19 protein-coding genes are annotated in these 21135 nt (G+C 61.7%); 6 read left to right on the forward strand and 13 right to left on the reverse strand.

Annotated features, from left to right (window positions below; all coding sequences use genetic code 11):
• Positions 1–17: 17 nt before the first annotated feature.
• Positions 18–2432 carry a DNA topoisomerase (ATP-hydrolyzing) subunit B gene (gene gyrB, locus I6G83_RS07035; RefSeq protein WP_054306083.1) on the forward strand — a complete coding sequence of 805 codons (2415 nt, stop codon included), beginning with the start codon at positions 18–20 and terminating at the stop codon, positions 2430–2432.
• 122 nt (positions 2433–2554) lie between these two features.
• Entirely contained in the window at positions 2555–3370 is an 816-nt protein-coding gene (gene yidA / locus I6G83_RS07040) for a sugar-phosphatase (RefSeq protein WP_054306084.1), read from the forward strand.
• Positions 3371–3395: 25 nt separating this feature from the next.
• Here yidA and I6G83_RS07045 read toward each other — a convergent pair whose 3' ends face one another.
• Genes I6G83_RS07045 through I6G83_RS07055 form a run of 3 tightly spaced genes read right to left on the reverse strand, consistent with a single transcriptional unit; the run spans position 3396 to position 5894 of the window.
• A complete protein-coding gene (locus tag I6G83_RS07045; protein ID WP_054306085.1) occupies positions 3396–4337 on the reverse strand; it encodes an ornithine cyclodeaminase family protein in 942 nt (313 codons plus the stop codon).
• Complete coding sequence (locus I6G83_RS07050; protein WP_054306086.1) at positions 4324–5292, reverse strand: threonine/serine dehydratase; 969 nt, start codon at positions 5290–5292, stop codon at positions 4324–4326. Before I6G83_RS07050 ends, I6G83_RS07045 begins: the two co-directional genes overlap by 14 nt.
• Positions 5289–5894 (reverse strand): helix-turn-helix transcriptional regulator, encoded by a 606-nt coding sequence (locus tag I6G83_RS07055; RefSeq protein WP_054306087.1) that lies wholly within the window; start codon positions 5892–5894, stop codon positions 5289–5291. The genes I6G83_RS07050 and I6G83_RS07055 overlap by 4 nt, the downstream gene beginning before the upstream one ends.
• Before the next feature lie 157 nt (positions 5895–6051).
• Between I6G83_RS07055 and I6G83_RS07060 the strand changes: the two genes are divergently transcribed.
• Positions 6052–7332 carry a DUF3748 domain-containing protein gene (locus I6G83_RS07060; protein WP_054306088.1) on the forward strand — a complete coding sequence of 427 codons (1281 nt, stop codon included), beginning with the start codon at positions 6052–6054 and terminating at the stop codon, positions 7330–7332.
• A 35-nt stretch (positions 7333–7367) separates the two neighbouring features.
• Here I6G83_RS07060 and I6G83_RS07065 read toward each other — a convergent pair whose 3' ends face one another.
• Positions 7368–7706, reverse strand: a complete 339-nt coding sequence (locus I6G83_RS07065; RefSeq protein WP_015344010.1) for a YceK/YidQ family lipoprotein — start codon at positions 7704–7706, stop codon at positions 7368–7370.
• A 303-nt stretch (positions 7707–8009) separates the two neighbouring features.
• Here I6G83_RS07065 and ibpA point away from each other — a divergent pair, with 303 nt between their 5' ends.
• A complete protein-coding gene (ibpA, locus tag I6G83_RS07070) occupies positions 8010–8420 on the forward strand; it encodes a small heat shock chaperone IbpA (protein ID WP_015344011.1) in 411 nt (136 codons plus the stop codon).
• 103 nt (positions 8421–8523) lie between these two features.
• The gene (ibpB, locus tag I6G83_RS07075) at positions 8524–8952 is read left to right on the forward strand and encodes a small heat shock chaperone IbpB (RefSeq protein WP_054306089.1); all 429 of its coding nucleotides are present in this window, start codon (positions 8524–8526) and stop codon (positions 8950–8952) included.
• A gap of 72 nt (positions 8953–9024) precedes the next feature.
• Here the strand turns inward: ibpB and I6G83_RS07080 are convergent, their stop codons facing one another.
• The 8 genes from I6G83_RS07080 to I6G83_RS07115 form a co-directional block, all read right to left on the reverse strand.
• Positions 9025–10278 carry a valine--pyruvate transaminase gene (locus I6G83_RS07080; protein ID WP_015344013.1) on the reverse strand — a complete coding sequence of 418 codons (1254 nt, stop codon included), beginning with the start codon at positions 10276–10278 and terminating at the stop codon, positions 9025–9027.
• A 170-nt stretch (positions 10279–10448) separates the two neighbouring features.
• A complete protein-coding gene (gene ghrB, locus I6G83_RS07085) occupies positions 10449–11423 on the reverse strand; it encodes a glyoxylate/hydroxypyruvate reductase GhrB (RefSeq protein WP_015344014.1) in 975 nt (324 codons plus the stop codon).
• Positions 11424–11507: 84 nt separating this feature from the next.
• Positions 11508–12776, reverse strand: coding sequence for an MFS transporter (locus tag I6G83_RS07090; protein ID WP_054306090.1), 1269 nt, complete (start codon positions 12774–12776; stop codon positions 11508–11510).
• A gap of 187 nt (positions 12777–12963) precedes the next feature.
• Positions 12964–13923: a sugar kinase gene (locus tag I6G83_RS07095; RefSeq protein WP_054306091.1), complete on the reverse strand. Its 960-nt coding sequence runs from the start codon at positions 13921–13923 to the stop codon at positions 12964–12966.
• Positions 13924–13928: 5 nt separating this feature from the next.
• Positions 13929–14681, reverse strand: a complete 753-nt coding sequence (locus tag I6G83_RS07100) for a sugar phosphate isomerase/epimerase family protein (RefSeq protein ID WP_054306092.1) — start codon at positions 14679–14681, stop codon at positions 13929–13931.
• A 153-nt stretch (positions 14682–14834) separates the two neighbouring features.
• Positions 14835–15872, reverse strand: a complete 1038-nt coding sequence (locus I6G83_RS07105; protein ID WP_054306097.1) for a LacI family DNA-binding transcriptional regulator — start codon at positions 15870–15872, stop codon at positions 14835–14837.
• A gap of 129 nt (positions 15873–16001) precedes the next feature.
• Positions 16002–16664, reverse strand: a complete 663-nt coding sequence (locus I6G83_RS07110) for an OmpA family lipoprotein (RefSeq protein ID WP_015344019.1) — start codon at positions 16662–16664, stop codon at positions 16002–16004.
• A 247-nt stretch (positions 16665–16911) separates the two neighbouring features.
• A complete protein-coding gene (locus I6G83_RS07115; protein WP_054306093.1) occupies positions 16912–17478 on the reverse strand; it encodes a DNA-3-methyladenine glycosylase I in 567 nt (188 codons plus the stop codon).
• Positions 17479–17800: 322 nt separating this feature from the next.
• On the opposite strand from I6G83_RS07115, the gene I6G83_RS07120 reads away from it, so the two are divergent.
• Positions 17801–19789, forward strand: coding sequence for an autotransporter domain-containing esterase (locus I6G83_RS07120; RefSeq protein WP_054306094.1), 1989 nt, complete (start codon positions 17801–17803; stop codon positions 19787–19789).
• On the opposite strand, the gene I6G83_RS07125 is transcribed toward I6G83_RS07120, so the two are convergent.
• Positions 19786–21123 (reverse strand): MFS transporter, encoded by a 1338-nt coding sequence (locus I6G83_RS07125; protein WP_054306095.1) that lies wholly within the window; start codon positions 21121–21123, stop codon positions 19786–19788. The genes I6G83_RS07120 and I6G83_RS07125 overlap by 4 nt on opposite strands.
• Positions 21124–21135 lie beyond the last annotated feature (12 nt).

Below are 21135 nucleotides of genomic sequence, written 5' to 3' on the forward strand. Positions count from 1 at the left end.
ATGAGCGAGAAACGTTGATGTCGAATTCTTATGACTCCTCAAGTATCAAGGTATTAAAAGGGCTGGATGCGGTGCGTAAGCGCCCGGGCATGTATATCGGCGATACCGATGACGGCACCGGTCTGCACCACATGGTATTCGAGGTTGTGGACAACGCTATCGACGAAGCACTCGCTGGCCACTGTAGTGATATTCAGGTCACCATCCATGCCGACAACTCCGTGTCGGTGCAGGATGACGGCCGTGGCATTCCAACCGGGATCCACCCGGAGGAAGGCGTTTCCGCCGCGCAGGTCATCATGACCGTACTGCACGCCGGCGGTAAGTTCGACGATAACTCTTACAAGGTTTCCGGCGGCCTGCACGGCGTGGGCGTCTCGGTGGTTAACGCACTGTCCGAGAAGCTGGAACTGGTGATCCGCCGCGACGGCCAGGTGCACGAGCAAACCTACAGCCACGGCGAGCCGCAGGCGCCGCTGACCGTGGTCGGCGAGACCGAACAGACCGGCACCACGGTGCGTTTCTGGCCGAGCCATCAGACCTTCACCAACGTGGTGGAGTTCGAATACGACATCCTGGCGAAACGCCTGCGCGAACTGTCGTTCCTCAACTCCGGCGTGTCCATCCGTCTGAAAGACAAGCGCAGCGACAAAGAGGACCACTTCCACTACGAAGGCGGCATCAAGGCGTTTGTCGAATACCTGAACAAGAACAAAACCCCGATCCACCCGAACGTGTTCTATTTCTCCACCGTGAAGGACGACATCGGGGTGGAAGTGGCGCTGCAGTGGAACGACGGCTTCCAGGAAAACATCTACTGCTTCACCAACAATATTCCGCAGCGCGACGGCGGCACCCACCTGGCGGGCTTCCGCGCGGCGATGACCCGTACGCTGAACGCCTATATGGACAAAGAAGGCTACAGCAAAAAGGCGAAGGTCAGCGCCACCGGCGACGATGCGCGTGAAGGCCTGATCGCCGTGGTGTCGGTGAAAGTGCCGGATCCGAAGTTCTCCTCGCAGACCAAAGACAAGCTGGTCTCCTCCGAGGTGAAATCGGCGGTGGAACAGCAGATGAACGAACTGCTGAGCGAATACCTGCTGGAAAACCCGGGCGATGCGAAAATCGTTGTGGGTAAAATCATCGACGCGGCGCGCGCGCGTGAAGCGGCGCGTAAAGCGCGTGAGATGACGCGCCGTAAAGGAGCGCTGGATCTGGCCGGCCTGCCGGGCAAGCTGGCGGACTGCCAGGAACGCGACCCGGCGCTGTCCGAACTGTACCTGGTGGAAGGGGACTCCGCGGGCGGCTCTGCCAAGCAGGGGCGCAACCGCAGAAACCAGGCGATTCTGCCGCTGAAGGGTAAAATCCTCAACGTGGAGAAAGCGCGCTTCGACAAGATGCTCTCTTCGCAGGAAGTTGCCACCCTGATCACCGCGCTGGGTTGCGGCATCGGCCGCGATGAGTACAACCCGGACAAGCTGCGTTACCACAGCATCATCATCATGACCGATGCTGACGTCGACGGCTCGCACATCCGTACGCTGCTGTTGACCTTCTTCTACCGTCAGATGCCGGAAATCATTGAGCGCGGTCACGTGTTCATTGCCCAGCCGCCGCTGTACAAGGTGAAGAAAGGCAAGCAGGAACAGTACATTAAAGATGATGACGCGATGGACCAGTACCAGATCGCCATCGCGCTGGACGGCGCCACCCTGCACACCAACCCAGATGCGCCGGCGCTGTCGGGTGAAGCGCTGGAAAAACTGGTGTCTGAGCACAACAGCGTGCAGAAGCTGATTGCCCGTATGGAGCGCCGCTACCCGCGCGCCCTGCTGAACAACCTGATCTATCAGCCGACGCTGGCGGAAGAGGATCTCGGCGACCGCGCGAAAGTGCAGAGCTGGATCGAATCGCTGGCCAGCCTGCTGAACGACAATGAGCAGCACGGCAGCAGCTACAGCTTTGAAATCTATGAAAACCGTGAACGTCAGATGTTCGAACCGGCGCTGCGTATCCGCACCCACGGCGTGGATACCGACTACCTGCTGGACTTTGACTTTATTCACGGCGGCGAATACCGCAAGATTTGCCAGCTGGGCGAGAAGCTGCGCGGCCTGATTGAAGAAGGCGCGTTTATCGAACGCGGCGAACGTCGTCAGCCGGTCGACAGCTTCGAAAAAGCGCTGGAGTGGCTGGTGAAAGAGTCGCGTCGCGGCCTGGCGGTACAGCGTTATAAAGGTCTGGGCGAGATGAACGCCGAGCAGCTGTGGGAAACCACCATGGATCCGGAAAACCGCCGCATGCTGCGCGTCAGCGTCAAGGATGCGATTGCGGCGGACCAGCTGTTCACCACCCTGATGGGCGATGCGGTTGAACCTCGTCGCGCCTTTATCGAAGAGAACGCCCTGAAAGCGGCGAACATCGATATCTAACCGTCAGCAGCACGATAAAATCCGCGCCGGGCGACCCGCGCGGATTTTTTTTCGGCTTTTTTCACGCTGACAAGCCGGGCTGAAACGCGTTAGCATGACAAAAAAACAGTGGGGAACGGCGCATGGCTATTGAACTGATTGCAATTGATATGGACGGCACGCTGCTCAATCCGCAGCACCAGATTACGCCGGCGGTAAAGCAGGCGATCGAGGCCGCGCGCCGCCGGGGCGTGCACGTGGTGCTGGCGACCGGCCGGCCTTACGTTGGCGTGCAGGACTACCTGCGTCAGCTGGATATTCAGGGCGCTAACGATTACTGCATTACCTATAACGGTGCGCTGGTGTTACAGGCGGCCGACGGCGCCTGCGTCCTGCAGGAAACGCTGGGCTTTGAGGACTATTTATACTTCGAACAGCTGGCGCGCGAGCTGGGCGTGCACTTCCATGCGTTCGATTTCGATACGCTGTACACCCCGAACAAAGACATCGGCAAATATACCGTGCATGAGTCCGCCCTGACCGGTATTCCGCTGAAATATCGCAGCGTGGAGGAGATGGATCGCCAGATGCGCTTCCCAAAAGTGATGATGATCGACGAACCGGCGCTGCTGGATGCGGCGATTGCGCGCATTCCTGCCGAAGCGCAGGCGCGCTATACGCTGTTGAAAAGCTCGCCGTACTATCTGGAAATTCTGCATAAGCAGGTGGATAAAGGCGCCGGGGTGAAAATGCTGGCCGATCACCTGGGCATTGCGCGGGAAAACGTGATGACGCTGGGCGATCAGGCCAATGATACCGCGATGATCGAGTACGCCGGCGTTGGCGTGGCGATGGGCAATGCGATTGAAGAGCTGAAGGCGGTGGCGCAGTTTGTCACCAGCAGCAACGCCGAGGACGGCGTGGCGCGGGCGATCGAGAAGTTTGTGCTGAATGCCTGAGGTCTCCGGGGCGCGGCGGCGCCCCTTACGCCGTTCTTAACACCCCTTTCGCAATCTGCAGGTCCTGAATCGCCAGCCCGGTGAGGTCGGCAATGGTGATCTGCTGCTGCCCGCTGCGGACTTTTCCGCCCTGCGCCAACGCGGCGCCAAATTCGACGATCGGCGTTGATGTCAGCAAGTTTTGCCGATAAGCCGCCGCGATCTCGCCATATTCTGTACACTGCGCCAGCGCATCCACCAACAGAATATCCGCCTTGGCCGTCAGCGCGGTCGCCAGCTCCTGCTTGCCGTCCGCATCGGCGCCGACCGCGGTGATATGGGTGCCGGGGCGGATATCCGCCGCCTGTAAAATCGGCTCGCGGCTGGGAGTGGTGGTGACGATCAGCCGGCAGTGCGCCGCCAGCTCCGCCGCATCCTGCGTGGTGCGCACCCGGAACCCTTCGGCTTCGGCAGCGCGGCGATACGCCTCCAGCGCCTGCCGGCTGCGGCCCCACACCCACAGGTCGCGGCAGGCGGTGACGGGTTTCAGATGCCGTAGCTGCAGCAGAGCCTGCAGACCGGTGCCGATAATGCCGATCGCCGGGATGTCCGACGGCGCGCACAGCTCGGCGGCGATGCGCCCGGCCAGCGCGGTGCGCAGCGCCGTCAGCCATCCCTCATCCAGCAGCAGCGCCTGCGGTTCGCCGGTCAGGGCGGAAAACGCCATCATCAGCCCCTGGTTGCTGGGCAGTCCGCGCTCGGCGTTGCGGTAGAAGCCGGTGGACACTTTGACGACGAAGAGTTCATCCCCCTCCAGCCAGGCCGATTTGATACAGCCATCGCCGGCCGCCTGTTCGAACAGGAAGTGCTGTACCGGCGGTTGCTGCACCCGGTGTTGTGAATAAGCGATAAAGCCCTGTTTCAGCAGTGCCGTGACGGCATCCGCATCGAAGGCGGCCAGGATTTGCTGCCGGTCAAGGGTGCGCATTGTCGATGGCCTTCAGGTATTTCTCCAGCACGATATTCTTGCCGCACAGCACCACGGCAACCTTTTTCCCCTGCAGCTCCGGCGCCAGCTTAACGGCGGCGGCCAGCGCCACCCCGGCCGCGCCTTCAATAATCCAGCGTTCGCTGGCGGCCAGCGCGCGCATCGCCCGGCGGATTTCCGCTTCGCTGACCAGCACGCGCCGATCGATCAGGCGCTGACACAGCGGGAAGGTGATGGCGCCGGGTTCGACGCCGCCGGCGGTGCCGTCAGACAGGGTGTCCTGCTCCTCAACCGTATGAATATGGCCGGCTTCCAGCGCGCTGTACATGCTGGTGGCGTTTGCCGGCCAGCAGCCAATCAGCTGGGTTTTCGGCGACATTTGCTGCAGAACGCTGCCGATACCTGAAATATACCCGCCGCCGCCCACCGCCACGAAGACCGCATCCAGATCGCCGTGCTGCTCAACCAGCTCCATGCCGCAGGTGCCCTGACCGGCGATTACCTGCGGGTCGTTGTACGGGGAGACATACGCCTTGCCGCGTTCGGCGGCGGCGCGTTCTCCGGCGAGCTCCGCCTGCAGCGCGTCGCCGGGCACCAGCGTCACCTCGGCGCCGAGCGCGCGGATGGCGTCCAGTTTCACCGCAGCGGCGTTTTCCGGCGCATACACCGTTACGCTGACGCCCATCAGTTTGCCCGCCTGCGCGATGGCCAGGCCGTGGTTGCCGCTGGAGGCGGCGATCACGCCGTTGCGGCGCTGGGCGTCGCTCAGCAGGCGCAGCTTGTTGCTGGCGCCGCGAAACTTAAAGGAGCCGGTTTGCTGCAGATGGTCGCACTTTAGCCACAGTTCGCAGCCTAATTGCTGCGACAGCAGGATGCTGCGCTCCAATGGCGTCACGCGTACCTGCGGCCGCAGCTGCCGGTGCGCCTCTTCAATGGCGGCGAATAAATCCGTCATACCGACTCCTTACAATTTTTCAGATAGTTATAAACCGTGGCGCGGCCAATACCGAGGATTTTGGCGACATAGCCGGCGGCGTTTTTCCCCCGGAAGGCGCCCTGATGATACAGCGCTTCGACCAGCTCCCGTCTGGCGGGGGCGTTCAGCGTCGACAGCGTTTGCTGATGCTGCTGCAGCCACTGATAAATAAAGGTATTGATGCGTTCCTGCCAGTCGTCCTGGAACAGCACGGCGGGCTGCGGCTGCAGCGCGCTGCCGGAGAGAAAGGTCTCCAGGGCCGCTTTGGCGTTGCTGAGCACTGTGATATCCAGGTTGATGCACATCAGGCCGATGGGATGCTGATTGTCGTCACGCAATACCGCGCTGATGGAGCGCAGCTGGCCGCCGTCCCAGTTGCGTTTCTGATAGGGGCCGATCACCTGCAGATCCAGATTGTCCCGCAGATCGTCCAGGTTGGAGTCTTCGCCCAGTTCGCGCTGCGAGCGGTTATTGGCGATATACACCAGCTTTTGGCTGGCCAGATCGTGGATCGCCACTTCGGCATAGGGGGTAAACAGCAGCGCAATGGCATCGGCGATGGCGTGGTAGCGGGTGAGCATGGCGGTCTCGATTAGACTAAAAAATACAATTTGTACTTTTTAGTCTATTGTGTAAAGCATTATTTTGGCGCTATTCCGCGGTTCTACTCTTGTAGGACAGTTTGGGGGCGATCCGCTAAACTGGCGGCTTAATGCCAGCATGCGCAGGGGAGCCGCCATGAATCCGCGGGAAACACAGCTTACGTTTGACCAACGGGGCCATCAGTTAACCAATATCAACGTCTGGACGCCGTGCGGCCAGTGGCTGGCGTATGACGTGCGCCCCAGTGGCGCTTCGTTCACCGGGCTGACCATCGAGCGGGTCAACGTGACCAGCGGCGAGGTGCAGGTGGTGTACCGCGCTCAGCACGGCGCACACGTCGGTGTGGTGACGGTCAGCCCGGATGCGCCGGCGCGCTATGCGTTTATCCACGGGCCGGAGCACCCGGACAGCCACTGGCATTATGATTTTCACCACCGCCGCGGCGTGATTGTCAGCGAGCCTGACCGCGAGCTGGCGGTGACGCTTGACGCATTGGATATCACCGCCCCCTACACGCCGGGCGCGCTGCGCGGCGGCAGCCACGTGCATGTGTTCAGCCCCGACGGCAGCCGGCTCAGCTTCACCTATAACGATCACGTGATGCACGAACGCGATCCGGCGCTGGACCTGCGCAACGTCGGCGTTGCGCTGCCGCTGCGCGGCGTCAATCCGCCGAAACAGCATCCGCGTGAATATGACGGCAGCCACTTCTGCGTGCTGGTCAGCCGCACCACGCCGCAGCCGCGTCCGGGGAGCGATGAGATTAACCGGGCGTATGAGGAGGGCTGGGTCGGCCGGCACGGTTACCTGAAGGCGGACGGCAGCCGCCAGCGCTGGGCGCTGGCGTTTATAGGCGATACGCTGGCGGAAAACGGCGAAAAACTGCCGGAGGTGTTTATCGTCGACCTGCCGGAAAACGACGCCGACTACGCAAAGGCCGGCGATGAGCCGCTGCAGGGCAGCGAAAGCCGCCTGCCTGCGCCGCCGCGCGGCGTACGGCAACGGCGCTTGACCTTTAGCGGCGCGCGCCGCTATCCCGGCGTGGTGACGGCGCCGCGCCACTGGCTGCGCAGCTCGCCGGACGGCAGCCAGATCGCGTTTTTGATGAAAGATGATAACGGCGTGGTGCAGCTGTGGACGGTGTCCCCCAACGGCGGCGCGCCGCGGCAGGTGACGCGGAGCTCACACGCGGTGCAGTCGGCGTTCAGCTGGCATCCGCAGGGCGGTCATATTGCGCTGGTCTGTGATAACAGCGTGATGCTGTGCGATATGGCCAGCGGCGCGCTGCGCCGTCTGACGCAGCGTAGCGAACAGCCGCCCAGCGGCGACGCGGTGGTGTTTTCTCCCGACGGCGGCCGGGTGGCGTTTATGCGGGACGTAGCGGGCGTTAGCCAGATATTTGTCGTTGAGGTATAGCGGAAAGACGGGCCGGCGTGCGGCCCGTCTCAGCGTCAGTGTGCAACAGGGCCTTGGCCCGGGTTGCCGGTCGAGGCCAGATTTTGTTGTTCGCTGCGCAGAATGCGCTCGCGCGGCGAGTCGGCGGTTTTGTCGCTGTCGGCGCGCAGATAGTCATAAGGCAGCAATACGGTATCCATCACCGCAGAGAAGGGCAGATCCAACGCCACCAGGGGCTTCATTGCCCAGCCGGTCTCTTTGTCTTTCAACAGGTTCATACTGGCGCGAGTGCCGGGATAGTAGCCCATATCGGGGCCGCTGTGGCTCATCACGCTGGAACAACCGCTGGTCGCCAACAGCAGGCAACTGGTCGCCATCAATCTTTTCATCATCATTTCCATCCTGAAGGGTGCTGTTCCCCTGAATTGCTGATTTATCACATCCGGCAGATGCGTTTAAAGGAGCAAAACGCCGCTCTGTGGCGGTTATCTCACTCTTTATTGTATGTGATAAAAAAACTTTCGCTGCCTTCATTGGCAATTTTTTTATCTTGGGCGCTTGAAAGGTAAAAAGCAAACCCCATTTTATCTACAGAGCCAAATTAAGAATTCGCCGTCAGGGAATTCCGGCCATTGCGTCTGTCCATGAAGGAAGACCTGTTTTTCAAACCTCGCTAAAGCGCCTTAGGAGGCTATGTTATGCGTAATTTCGATCTGTCCCCGCTCTACCGTTCCGCCATTGGTTTCGACCGTCTATTTAACGCGCTGGAGGCTGGACAGAGCCAGGGAAATGGTTACCCTCCCTACAATGTTGAGCTGGTTGACGAAAACCATTATCGCATCGCCATTGCGGTTGCCGGCTTTACCGAGCAAGAACTGGAAATTACCTCACACGATAACCTGCTGACGGTGCGCGGCGCGCACAGCGGCGAGGCCGCAGAAAAAACCTATCTGTATCAGGGTATTGCAGAAAGAAACTTTGAGCGGAAATTTCAGCTGGCCGAACACATCCATATTAAAGGCGCTAAGCTGGAACACGGGTTGTTGTATATCGATATGCAACGCATCGTGCCGGAAACATTAAAGCCGCGCCGTATCGAGATTAAATAATCGTTATTATTTTCGCTGATTAATTATTTTCAGTAGAAATATCTGATGCCCGCCGAAAGGGGGCGTTATAAGTGTCTCTCGCTTCATAGAAGGAGTATATATTATGCGTAATTACGACTTATCCCCGCTGCTTCGCCAATGGATCGGTTTTGATAAATTAGCCAGTTCAATGGGCGGACAGGAACCTCAGGGATTCCCTCCCTACAATATTGAAAAAAGCGATGATAATCACTATCGCATTTCCCTGGCGCTGGCCGGCTTCAAACAAAGCGAGCTGGACATCGAGGTAGAAGGTCCGCGCCTGACGGTGCGCGGCAACCCGACGCCGGCGGAAAAACCGGTGGAATACCTGCATCAGGGGCTGGTCTGCAAAGAGTTCAGCCTGAGCTTTACGCTGGCGGAACACCTGCAGGTGTCTGAGGCCCGGTTTGAGAACGGCCTGCTGCATATCGATCTGGTGCGTCAGGTGCCGGAAGCCCTGCAGCCGCAGCGCATCGCCATCGGCAGCACGCCGGGGCTGGAAGAAAAATAATCGGCCGCTGACGCGGTAAAAAAACGGGGGGACGTCCTGACGGACGTCCCCCCGTTGCGTTGATGGGCGGCGTTACTGCGCTTCGCGGTGCGCCCGCTCCACCTCTTCCGCCAGAATGGCGACGCCGCGCTCGATCTTATCCGGCTCCGGCACGTAGTTCATACGCATGCACTGATGGGTATGCGGCCACTCCTGCTCCAGCCCCGGGAAGAAATAGTGCCCCGGCACCATCAGCACGCCGCGCTGCTTCAGGCGCTGGTACAGCAGCTCGGTGCTGATCGGCAGATCTTTAAACCACAGCCAGAGGAAAATCGCCCCTTCCGGTTTGTGGATCAGACAGCGCTCTTCAGGCAGATAGCGGCGGATGGTGGCGATGGTCTGCGTGACCCGCTGCTGGTAAAACGGCTTGATCACCTCGTTGGACAGGCGCAGCAGATCGCCGCGCTCAATCATCTCCGCCGCGACCGCCGGGCCGATGCTGCCCGGCGACAGGCTGATAATGCCGTTCATATTGGTCAGCGCGGTGATGGTTTTCTCATCGGCGATCACGATGCCGCAGCGCGACCCCGGCAGGCCCAGCTTCGACAGGCTCATGCACAGGATGATATTCGGGTTCCACAGCGGCGTGGCATCGCTGAAGATGATGCCCGGGAACGGCACGCCGTAGGCGTTATCGATCACCAGCGGAATATCGTGCTGCTGCGCCAGCGCGTCGAGCTGGATCAGCTCGTCATCGGTAATCACGTTGCCGGTCGGGTTGGTGGGGCGCGACACGCAGATCATGCCGATATCGTTGCCGATGGTCAGGTTGTCGAAGTCGACGTGATATTTAAACTGGCCTTCCGGCAGCAGCTCGATGTTCGGCTTGGCGGAAACAAACAGCCCTTCGTCCAGGCCGGCATCGGCGTAGCCGATATACTCCGGCGCCAGCGGGAACAGCACGCGACGGCGGCTGCCGTCGGCGTAGCGGCCGGCGAACAGGTTAAACAAGTAGAAAAACGCGCTCTGACTGCCGTTTGTCAGTGCAATATTCTGTGGTTCGATCTGCCAGCCCAGCTCTTCACTCAGCAGGGCAGCCAGCGCTTTAAGCAGCGTATTCTTCCCTTGCGGGCCGTCGTAGTTGCACAGCGCTTCGGTCAGTTTGCCCTGGTCGAGCATCTCCTGACACAGCTGTTTGAAGTAGCGCTCCATCTCGGGGATTTGCGCCGGATTACCGCCGCCGAGCATGATGGCGCCCGGGGTGCGCAGGCCTTGGTTCAGGTCGTCCATTAAGCGGGTGATGCCCGAGTAACGGGTAAATTTGTCGCCGAAAAGTGAAAAAGTCATAGGTGCAGCATGTTGTTTTTTGCAGGGAGTCGCCCACCATACCCCCAGATAATTGCGGGTGCAACGTGCAGGAGAAAACCCGTATCAGCGTTAAATGTTAACCGTTGGCTTGAATGTGGTGTTTTATTCTGAGGTGAAGGGGCGGGAAGATCCCGCCCGGTTAACGCGATTTATTTCAGCACCTGCGGGTTGACGCAGTTTTCCGTCACCGTGCCGGTCAGCGCGGCGATCAGGTTATCGACCGCGCACTCGGCCATGCCGTAGCGGGTTTCATGGGTGGCGGAGCCGATATGCGGCAGAGCGACCACGTTCGGCATTTTCAGCAGCGGCGAGGAGACCGGCAGCGGCTCTTTTTCAAACACGTCCAGCCCGGCGGCGTGAATGGTGCCGTTTTGCAGCGCCTCAATCAGCGCCTGCTCGTCGACCACCGGCCCGCGGCCGGCGTTGATCAGAATGCCGCTCTGCTTCATCTTCGCCAGCTGATCGCGGCCGATCAGGTGGAAGGTCTGCTCGGTCAGCGGCAGCGTAATGCAGACGAAGTCCGATTCGGCCAGCAGGGTATCCAGATCGCAGTGGCGCGCGCCAAAGCGCTGTTCCGCTTCCTGGTGCGGGCGGCGCGCGTTGTACAGAATCGGCATGCCGAAGCCGAAGTGGGCGCGCTGGGCCAGCGCCAGGCCGATGCGCCCCATGCCGAGCACGCCCAGCGTTTTATGGTGCACGTCGACGCCGAACCAGTCCGGGCCGATGCTGCCCTGCCACTCGCCGGCCTTCACCCGTTCGGCCACTTCCACCACGCGGCGTGCCGTCGCCAGCACCAGGCTCATAATGGTATCGGCCACGGTTTCCGTCAGCACCGTCGGCGTATGCATCAGCACGATATTACGGGCGTTGAGCGCGTCGACGTCAAAGTTGTCATAACCGACGGAGACGGTGGACGCCGCGCGCAGCTTCGGCGCCTGCTGTAAAAAGGCCTCGTCCACCTTGCCGCCGGAGCCGATGATCCCCTCGGCCTGTTGCAGCGCCTGTTTGAACTCATCGGCATTGTCAGGATTCAGGCCGTTGAAGGCATGTACGGTGAAGTGTTGTTCCAGTCGTTCACGCAGGGCGGCGGGGAGTTTTTTGTACAGTACGATCGAAGGCTTCATCATGAACTCCAATTTGTTGCGCGGGGCCAAAGCGCTGCGCTTTGACCCCGAAGAACTCGGTTTAAAAACGGAAAGTGTAGCCAATCACGCCGGCTGCGGCTGGGCGTCGTTACGGGCGGGCTTTACCACCAGCGTAATTACCACCGCCACCACCAGCGCGACGGCCATAAACATATAGGAAGCCGCCGGGGTGCCGGTCGCGCCGTTAAGGTAGCCGACGAACCAGGAACCAAAGAACGAGCCCAGGGCGCCCATGCTGTTGATCAGCGCCATGGCGCCGCCGGCCACGTTCTTCGGCAGCATTTCCGGAATGATGGCGAAGAACGGCCCGTAAGGCGCGTACATCGCCGCACCGGCCACCACCAGCAGGCCGTAGGACACCCAGAAGTGATCGACGCCCACCGCATAAGAGCCGAAGAACGCCAGCGCGCCGATCAGCAGCAGCGGCCAGACGAACAGCTTGCGGTTCTGCATTTTGTCAGAGGCCCAGGAAACCACAATCATGGCGATGGTGGCCGCCAGGTAAGGCACCGCGGACAGCCAGCCGGCTTCGACCATGCCCATATTCATACCGCTGCGCAGAATGGACGGCAGCCACAGCACGAAGCCGTACACGCCGATGCTCCAGGCGAAGTACTGGACGCACAGCAGAATCACGTTGCGCGAGCGGAAGGCCTCGCCGTAGTTGCGCACCGCCTTGATGCCCTGCTGCTCGGCTTCCAGCTGCGCCTGCAGCGCCTGTTTTTCCTGCTCGTTCAACCAGCCGACCTGAGACGGTTTATCTTTGACCAGCACCCACCAGCAGAAGGCCCAGATCACCGCCGGAATGCCTTCGATGATAAACATCTCACGCCAGCCGAAGGCGTGGATCAGGTAGCCGGACACCACCGACATCCACAGCACGGTCACCGGGTTGCCGAGAATCAGGAAAGTGTTGGCGCGCGAACGTTCGGACTTGGTAAACCAGTTGCTGATATAGATCAGCATCGCCGGCATCACCGCCGCTTCCACCACGCCGAGCACAAAGCGGATGGCCGCCAGCATCGGAATATTGCTGACCACGCCGGTCAGGGAGGCGCAGCCGCCCCACAGGATCAGACACCAGAAGATCAGCTTTTTAACGCTGCGCCGCTCGGCGTAGATGGCGCCGGGAATTTGGAAAAAGAAGTAACCCAGGAAAAACAGCGCGCCCAGCAGCGATGACATGCCTTTGGTGATGCCGAGGTCGTCGTTGATGCCGGCGGCGGAGGCGAAGCTGAAGTTGGCGCGGTCGAGATAAGCCAGACTGTAGGTGATAAACACGATGGGCATGATGTACCACCAGCGTTTAGCCGCAACGGTTGCTTTATTCATGTTCAGGTTCCTCAGTGGTGTCGTTTCCGCGGGCGTGGGCAGTCAGCCTGCGGAAGCGGTTCTCCCGACGTTGTCTGGTTGTAGGGCCAGAGGGGCGTTCTGGGAGCCGGCGGTTAGCCGATTTATGTTTTTTTATTTGCCCGTGGCGGTCAGGCGCGACGCGCGGCCGCGTCTGACCACGGCGGGATTACTCCGCCAGCGCCGCGCGGGTTGGCAATCCTTCGCTGTCGCCGATGGCCTGAATGGCCAGCGAGCCGATCTTGTTGCCGCGTTGCACCGCCTGTTTCAGCGTTTTGCCTTCCAGCAGGGCGCTGAGGGTCCCGACGGCGAAGCCGTCTCCCGCACCAACGGTATCCACCACGTTGCTGACTTTGATGGCCGGCACCGCTGCACAGTCGCCGGCGGCGGTTTTAAACCAGGCGCCGTCCGGGCCGGTTTTGATGATCACCGCCTGCACGCCGCGCTCCAGATAGAAGTCGGCAATGCCTTCCGGCGTTGACTGGCCGGTGAGGATTTGCCCCTCTTTCAGCCCCGGCAGCACCCAGTCGGCGGCGAACGCCAGTTTGTTCAGCTGTTCGATCATCACCTGCTGGCTGGACCACAGCACCGGGCGCAGGTTGGGATCGAAGGAAATGGTTTTGCCCATCGCGCGCATTTCATGGGCGGCGAAGTGGCTCAGCTCCAGCGACTGGCCGGAGAGCGCGGCGGCGACGCCGCTCAGGTGCAGGTGGCGCGCCGCACCGAAGTAGTCGCGGTTGAAGTCGGCGGTGGACAGATGGCTGGCGGCGGAGCCTTTGCGGAAGTATTCCACGGTGGGATCGGTTCCATCGGTGTTCTTGGATTTAATCTGGAACCCGGTCGGATACTGGCCGTCGACCGTCACCTGCTGATAGTTGATGCCTTCTTTTTTCAGCTGCTGCAGGGTAAAGCGGCCGAAGGTGTCGTTGCCCACCCGGCTGACCCAGCCAACCTGCAGGCCAAGGCGCGCCAGGCCGATGGCGACGTTCAGCTCTGCCCCGGCGATGCGTTTGGTGAAGTGCTCCACCTCCGCCAGATCGCCGGTTTCCGCCGCGACGAACATCGCCATGGCTTCACCCAGCGTGACGACGTCCAGAGAGGTATTGCGCTGTGCTGTCAGTGTGCTCATGGTGATTACTCCGCGCGTAACAGGTTGACGTAATGACGGGTAACGGCTTCAAGGTCGTCGCCCTGCAGGGGGAATTCAATGCCGCGCGGTACGTCCGCCGGCAGTTGGGCCAGCAGCCGGCGCCAGTCGTCGCCGGCGTCGTCCAGCGCGATGGCGCGCCAGCCGCGCGGCCCCTGGACCGCGGCTTTAACGTGGATATAGCCGACGTGACGCGCCAGGCGTTCGGCCGCGGCGCTCGGGTCTTGCCCCACCCAATGCCAGTTGGCCATATCGAAGGTCATGCTGACCGGCAGCTGGTTGTCTTCCGCCGCGTGCAGAAACGCGTTCATCGGCGACAAAATCCCGCAGTCGGCGGTCTGGTCGTTTTCCACCACCAGCTGGACCGGATGCTGCATCAGATCCACTTTCAGTTCGGTGAAGTCAAAGCCGGGCTGGTAATGGCCCAAAGAGAGTTTCAGCCGGCGCGCTTTCAGCGCCTGGGCTTCCGCCAGCAGTGCGGGCAGCTTGGGGTTAACGTGATGCTCGGGGGTGAAAAGCGGTTCCGGAGCGGAATACACCGCGAACAGCTGCTGACGTGCGATCTCCTGCGCCAGCTGCGGCAGGTTATCCAGCTCGCCGGGGCTGAACAGTTCCCGGCGGATCTCCACGCCATCCGCGCCGGCGTCGGCAATGATCGGCAGCATGGCGGCCTGTCCGCCCCGCTGCTGAACGGTATCCGTGCCGTAAGCGCCGGTCACCACGATAACTTCTCTTTTCATATTTTTACTCCTGAGGTGGCGAAATCTCCACCGCTGCTGTTAATGGCACGTTAAATGGAACCGGTTCCATATAAAAGCCTCAGAATGTAAAAATATGATCGCAATCACGACAATGCAGCAAAGGCGCGGGGCGCGGCGCGGTAAGCGCCGGAATTAACGGGTGGTGGAGCCGCGTACGATCAGTTCGCCGGAGAACACGCGCTCGTCAGGCGGCGCATCGCGCCCCTGGATGCGCTGCACCAGCTGTTCCAGCGCGGCATGGCCGATCTGGTAGGTGGGCTGCTTCAGCGTGGTGATGCCGACGCCGGCCAGTTCGGCCCACTCCAGTTCATCAAAGCCCAGCAGGCCGATATCGCTGCCCCAGTGGATGCCCAGCCGGCGCATGGCGCGCGCCACCTGCAGCGTCAGGGCGCCGTTGGCCGACAGCACCGCTTTACGCATGCCGCGGCGGCGGGTGTGGAAATCGCGCAGCGTCTGCTCCAGCTGCGCGGCGTCGTTCAGCGGGGTTTCCGCCTGCTCGGCGATCAGATCGGCATGCTGCTGCGTCATAATCTGGCGGAAGGCGTGCAGACGTTCGAGGCGGGTATTGACCGTGCCGACCGGCTCGCTGAGGAACAAAATCGCTTCAAACCCTTGCTGCACCAGGTGTTCGGTGGCGATGACGGTGGCTTCGTGGTTATTCAGGCCGACCACGTCGCAGGCAAAGTCGGGGATCTTGCGGTCGATCAGCACCATCGGCAGCTGCGACTGCTGCAGCTGCGACAGCGCCTCTTCGCGCATGCCGACGGCGTTCACCACAATGCCCTCCACCCGGTAGCTGCTGAGCAGCTGCAGGTAGTGCTGTTCCTGATTGACTTCGTTATTGGTGTTACACACCAGCAGGGTAAAGCCGTGCTGCCGGCAGGCGGCTTCGATGCCGCGCATCACGTCGACGGAATAGGGGTTGGTGATATCGGCGATAATCAGGCCGATCAGGCGCGTTTGTCCGCCTTTCAGGCTGCGGGCCATCTGGCTGGGGCGGTAGTCGAGCTGCAAAATCGCCTGTTCGATACGCTGTTTGAGCGGGTCGGAAAGCAGGTGCTGTTCACCGTTGAGGTAGCGCGACACGCTGGTTTTGCCGGTTTTGGCCAGCTGCGCCACGTCGCTGATGGTGGCGCGCCCGGTCGCGCGCGAAGCTTTCACACTGCTCACAATCAATCCCCCAGTAGATTTATTGCCAAGGAGACTAACACAGTGCGCGGCGGTCGCGCACCAGAGCCGGGCTTGTTGCCCGGCTCGTCATACAGCAATGCAGGTGCGTTGGCTGCGAACAGCCGCCGGTTACTGCAGCGGGCTGAGGGTGATTTCCACGCGGCGGTTCTGCGCTTTGCCGTCGGCGGTGCTGTTGGAGGCAATCGGGTTATCCGGGCCGGCACCGACGCTGCGGATGCGGTTGGCCGCGACGCCCTGGGTGATCAACGCGCTGCTGACGCCGTCGGCGCGCTGCTGCGACAGTTTCATATTGTGGGCGCGCGCGCCGGTGCTGTCGGTGTAGCCGACAACGTTAACCGCGGTTTTCGGGTACTCTTTCAGCACCATCGCCACGCCGGTCAGGGTGTTGGCGCCCGCCGGTTTCAGCGTACTGCTGTCGGTATCGAAGGTGACGTTGTTCGGCATATTCAGCACGATGTTGTCGCCCTGGCGGGTTACGCTGACGCCGGTGCCGCGCATTTTGTCGCGCAGTTTCGCTTCCTGCACGTCCATGTAATAGCCTGCGCCGCCGCCGAGGGCCGCACCGGCCGCCGCGCCGATCAGCGCGCCTTTGCCGCGGTCTTTCTTCGAGGATGACAGCGCGCCGATGCCGGCGCCCAACGCCGCGCCCAGGCCGGCGCCGACGCCGGATTTACCAGCCTGAGACTCGCCGGTGTAAGGGTTGGTGGTACAGGCCGACAGAGCCATGGTCATCGCCACGGCGGCGGCGATAATCGCAACGCGTTTTTTCATGTTATTTCCTTTTGTGCATCAAAATCTGTGCGCATATTTCCAATCGGGAAGCGCTTAAACATAGCCGTTGGGCCGTCGCCGGCGTGAAAACGCCGTGCGGCGCGCTAGTATGACGTCTTTTCCGGCCGGCAGTTCCGGCCAGGCGCGACAAACGCTTTTTTTGTTCCTTTTCAGGCGCCTTTGTTATCCGGCAAAACGCCCACGCTGGCTATGTCCAGAATTCTGAAAGCGCATCCTTTCGCATTATTCACCGCGTTTTGGGGTAGCAGAGACAGTCGGTGAGATGATCGTTCACCAGCCCGCTGGCCTGCATAAAGGCGTAGCAGATGGTGGAGCCGATAAACTTGAAGCCACGTTTTTTCAGCGCCTTCGACATGGCGTCCGACTGCGGCGTCTTGGCCGGCACCTGCCCCAGCTCGCGCCACTGATTCAGCTGCGGCCGGCCGTCGACAAAGCTCCAGATAAAGGTGACGAACTCCTCGCCGGCGGCCTGCATCGCCAGGTAGGCGCGGGCGTTGGTGATGATCGCCTCGATTTTGCCGCGGTGGCGGATGATGCCGGCGTCCTGCAGCAGTCGCTCCACGTCCTGCTCGGTCATGGCGGCAACCCGCTGCGGGTCGAAGTTATGGAAGGCGCGGCGGTAATTCTCGCGTTTTTTCAGCACGGTGATCCAGGAAAGCCCGGCCTGCTGGCCCTCCAGACACAGCATTTCAAACAGCTCGCGCGCGTCGGTGGTCGGCGCGCCCCACTCATGGTCGTGATAGGCCAGATACAGCGGATCGGCGGTCACCCAGCCGCAGCGTTGGTCAGTCATGTAAGGCTCCTTTTACTGTGTATACCCGTCATACCTTAAGCTGCAGGTGCGTTGGCTACGCTCGGTCACCCGAATCACTGACCGGAGTCAGCGCATCGGGATTCTTCTCCTTGCCGCCTTGCTGCAGCGCGAATGATGTAGTGTATATATTTACAGTTATCATTGCCCTAAACCGTACATCTGGCAAGTCTCTGATTGTTTTATTATCTGCGGCCTTGACGTAGGGGAAAAGCCGACAATATTTATAACAGTGCCGTGATAAAAGTGGTTAAAAAATGCGCGGGTTTTTTCTTTATCGTTACAGACTCCCAGGAGTCAATTCATGCCTCTAAAAATAATGGGCGCTCCCGGCAGGGCAGCGCTGGCGGTGGCTTTAGTTCTCGGGCTGGCGGCGTCCGCCGCGGCCGCCGAGCGGGTGTACGTGTTCGGCGACAGCCTGAGCGACAGCGGCAACAACGGGCGCTACACCTACGACGGCAGCCAGCATCCGCTGTATGACGAAGCGCTGGCGCAGCGTATCGGCGCGGCGCTGCTGGCGTCCGATCTCGGCGGCGACAACTATGCGGCCGGCGGCGCGGTGGCGGTGCCGGCGCTGAATCCGGCGGACAATACTCAGGATCAGGTACAGCGCTATCTGAGCCAGACCCACGGCCGCGCCGACGCCAATGGCCTGTATATCCACTGGATCGGCGGCAACGATCTGGCGGCGGCGGCGTTAAATCCGGCCAGCGCGCCGCAGGTCAGCTATACCAGCGCCGCCGCGGCGGCGCTGCAGGTGCGGTCGCTGCTGGATGCCGGCGCCGGCACGGTGATCGTGCCGACGGTGCCGAACATCGGCTTTACCCCGCAGCTGATGGAAGTGATTGTGCAGCAGGCGCTGGCGCCGGTGCAGAACGCGGCGCTGCAGGCGGCCTATGCGGCGCTGAATGCGGTGGCGACGCCGGACGCCGCTTCGCGGCAGCAGGCGATTCACCGGGCGCTGAGCGCGGCGGCGCAGCAGGGCAGCAGCGACCCGCAGATGCAGCAGGCGATCGCCGCGCAGCTGATCGCCGCCTATGACAGCCTGAGCGCGCAGGCGGGCCAGCTGACCGACTTCTACAACCGCAGCGAGGACCAGCTGCTGGCGCAGGGCGGCGGCAACATCGTGCGCGCCGACGTCAACCGGCTGTTTGGCGAGGTGATCGCCAATCCGCAGCAGTTCGGCTTCAGCAATACCGCCGGCATGGCGTGTCCGGCCGGCGTATCGTCGGCGGTATGCCGCTCCGCGACGCCCGGCTTTAACGACGGCCAGGCCTTCCTGTTCGCCGACCATTTCCACCCCAGCCCGCAGGCGCATCTGCTGATCGCCGATTACATTCAGGCGGTGCTGGACGGCCCGGCGCAGGCGGCGGCGCTGACGCAGGCGACGGCGGCGATGGCGCGCGACAGCCGCGCCACCCTCGACAGCCGTTTTCAGCAGCTGCGCAGCGGCGGCAACCCGCAGGGAGCGCTGGGAATATTCGGCGGCTATGCCGGGCAGCATTATGACTATGCCGACAATAAAGCGGCCGGCGACGGCAACGCCACCACCCACAACCTGACGCTGGGGGTGGATTACCAGCTGACGGACCGCTGGCTGATCGGCGCGCTGATCTCCGGCGCCAATGACGATCAGCAGCCCTCCAGCCGCTATGACTACCAGGCGCGCGGCGTGCTGTTTTCCGCCTTTACCTCGCTGGACGTGTTTGAGCACGGCTGGGTGAACGCCGATCTGCACTACGCCAGGCTGGATTACGACGATATTCGCCGCAGCGTGCAGCTTGGCCCGCTGACGCGCAGCGAAACCGGCTCGACCTCCGGCAAACAGTGGGGCGCGCGCGTCACCGCCGGCTATGACTTCCCGCTGACCTCAAGTCTGAGCACCGGGCCGATGGCGCAGTTTGCCTGGGACTACAGCAACGTTTCCGGCTATAGCGAAGACGGCAACGACAGCACCGCCATGCGCTTTAACGACCAGACCTACCATTCGCAGATCGGCGCGCTGGGCTGGCGGCTGGACAGCAACCTCGGCGTGATTAACCCGTATGCCGAGATCAGCTATCAGCATCAGTTCGGCGACGAGGTGTACCGCGCCGGCGGCGGCCTGAAGTCGACCTCAACCTCGTTTACCCGCGATGCCGCCGGCCAGGATAAAAACTGGGTCGACGTCACGCTGGGGGCCAATCTGCCGCTGAACGACCGGGTGGCGGCGTTCGCCACCGTCTCGCAGACCGGCGGCCTGAGCAGCGGCGAACAGGTGATGTACAACGTCGGCGTCAGCGCCCGCTTTTAATGCGCCTGGCGCGGCGCTTCGCCGCGCGTTGCGGGCAGCGGGGCGCGGCCGGCGATTTTCTTCTCCGGCTGCAGCCGGGTCATGCACAGCATGCTGCAGAAAGAGACCAGCGCGGTGGCGAAGAACATCGCGCCGTAGCCGTGCTGCTGCGCCAGCCAGCCGCTGAGCATCGGCGCGCTGATTGACGCCAGATTGGCGATGGCCAGCGTGATGCCGCTGTAGGCCCCGACCGACGCTTTCGGCGTCACGTCCAGCACTACCGACCAGTAGACATTGTTCACCAGCGCGTTCAGCGCATTACCCAGCGTCATCAGCGCAATAATCGCCGCGGGCGACTGCATAAACGGGATCAGCAGGAAGCAGCCGGCGGTCAGCAGCAGCGTGACGGCGGCAAACCGGTTGCGCGCCAGCCGCAGATTACCGCTGCGCGCCAGCAGCGCATCGGAGATGCGTCCGCCGAGCAGCACGGTGAAGCAGGCGCCGCTCCACGGGATCATCGCCACGTACCACAGGGCGTGCAGGTCGTAATGGAAGCTGTCCTGCAGGTATTTCGGCCCCCAGGTGACCAGCACGAAGGTGACATACAGAAAGGAAAAGTAGCCCAGCGCGTTGAACACCAGGGTGCGGTTGGTGAAAAACGCCCGCCACGGCAGCGGCGTTTGATGGTCGTCATCTTCCTGACGATCGCCGCCAATCACCGCCAGTTCGGCGGCGTTAACCTTCGGATGCTGTTCCGGCGTATCGGTAAAGCAGGCGGCGAACAGCAAAATCGCCAGCAGCGAGAACAGCCCGAGCAGCATAAACATGCTGCGCCAGTCGTCGGTCAGCAACAGCAGCCCGACCGCCAGCGGCGCGGTCAGCAGCGAGCCGATCTGCGTGCTCAGCAGCCCGATGCCCAGCGCGAAGCCGCGCTCTTTGCGCGGCGACCAGTGGCCGATGGTTTTATTCATCAGCGCGTAGGCCGGACCTTCGGCAAAGCCGAACAGGATGCGCAGGGCGGCGAAACCCATCAGCGCGGAGCCGCCGAACAGCGCGACGCCCAGCTCACCCGCCCAGGCGGTGGCGATCTCCAGCAGCGACCACAGCGCGCCGGCCAGCAGCCAGACTTTTTTGCTGCCGACGCGGTCGGCCAGAACGCCGCCGCACAGCGAGCCGAGCAGATAGCCGAAGCCGAAATAGCCCAGCACCGCCCCCAGCTGGGTCTTGTTGAAGCCGAACTCGCGGGCGATGTCGTTGGCGGCGAACGACAGCGCGCCGCGATCGACGTAGTTAATCAGCGCGATAAAAAACATCATGGCGAAAATGCGGTAGCGATAGCGACTGTCTGCCTGCATGGCATAACCTCC

This window comes from Serratia rubidaea (assembly GCF_016026735.1).
GTDB classification, from domain to species: Bacteria; Pseudomonadota; Gammaproteobacteria; order Enterobacterales; family Enterobacteriaceae; genus Serratia_B; species Serratia_B rubidaea.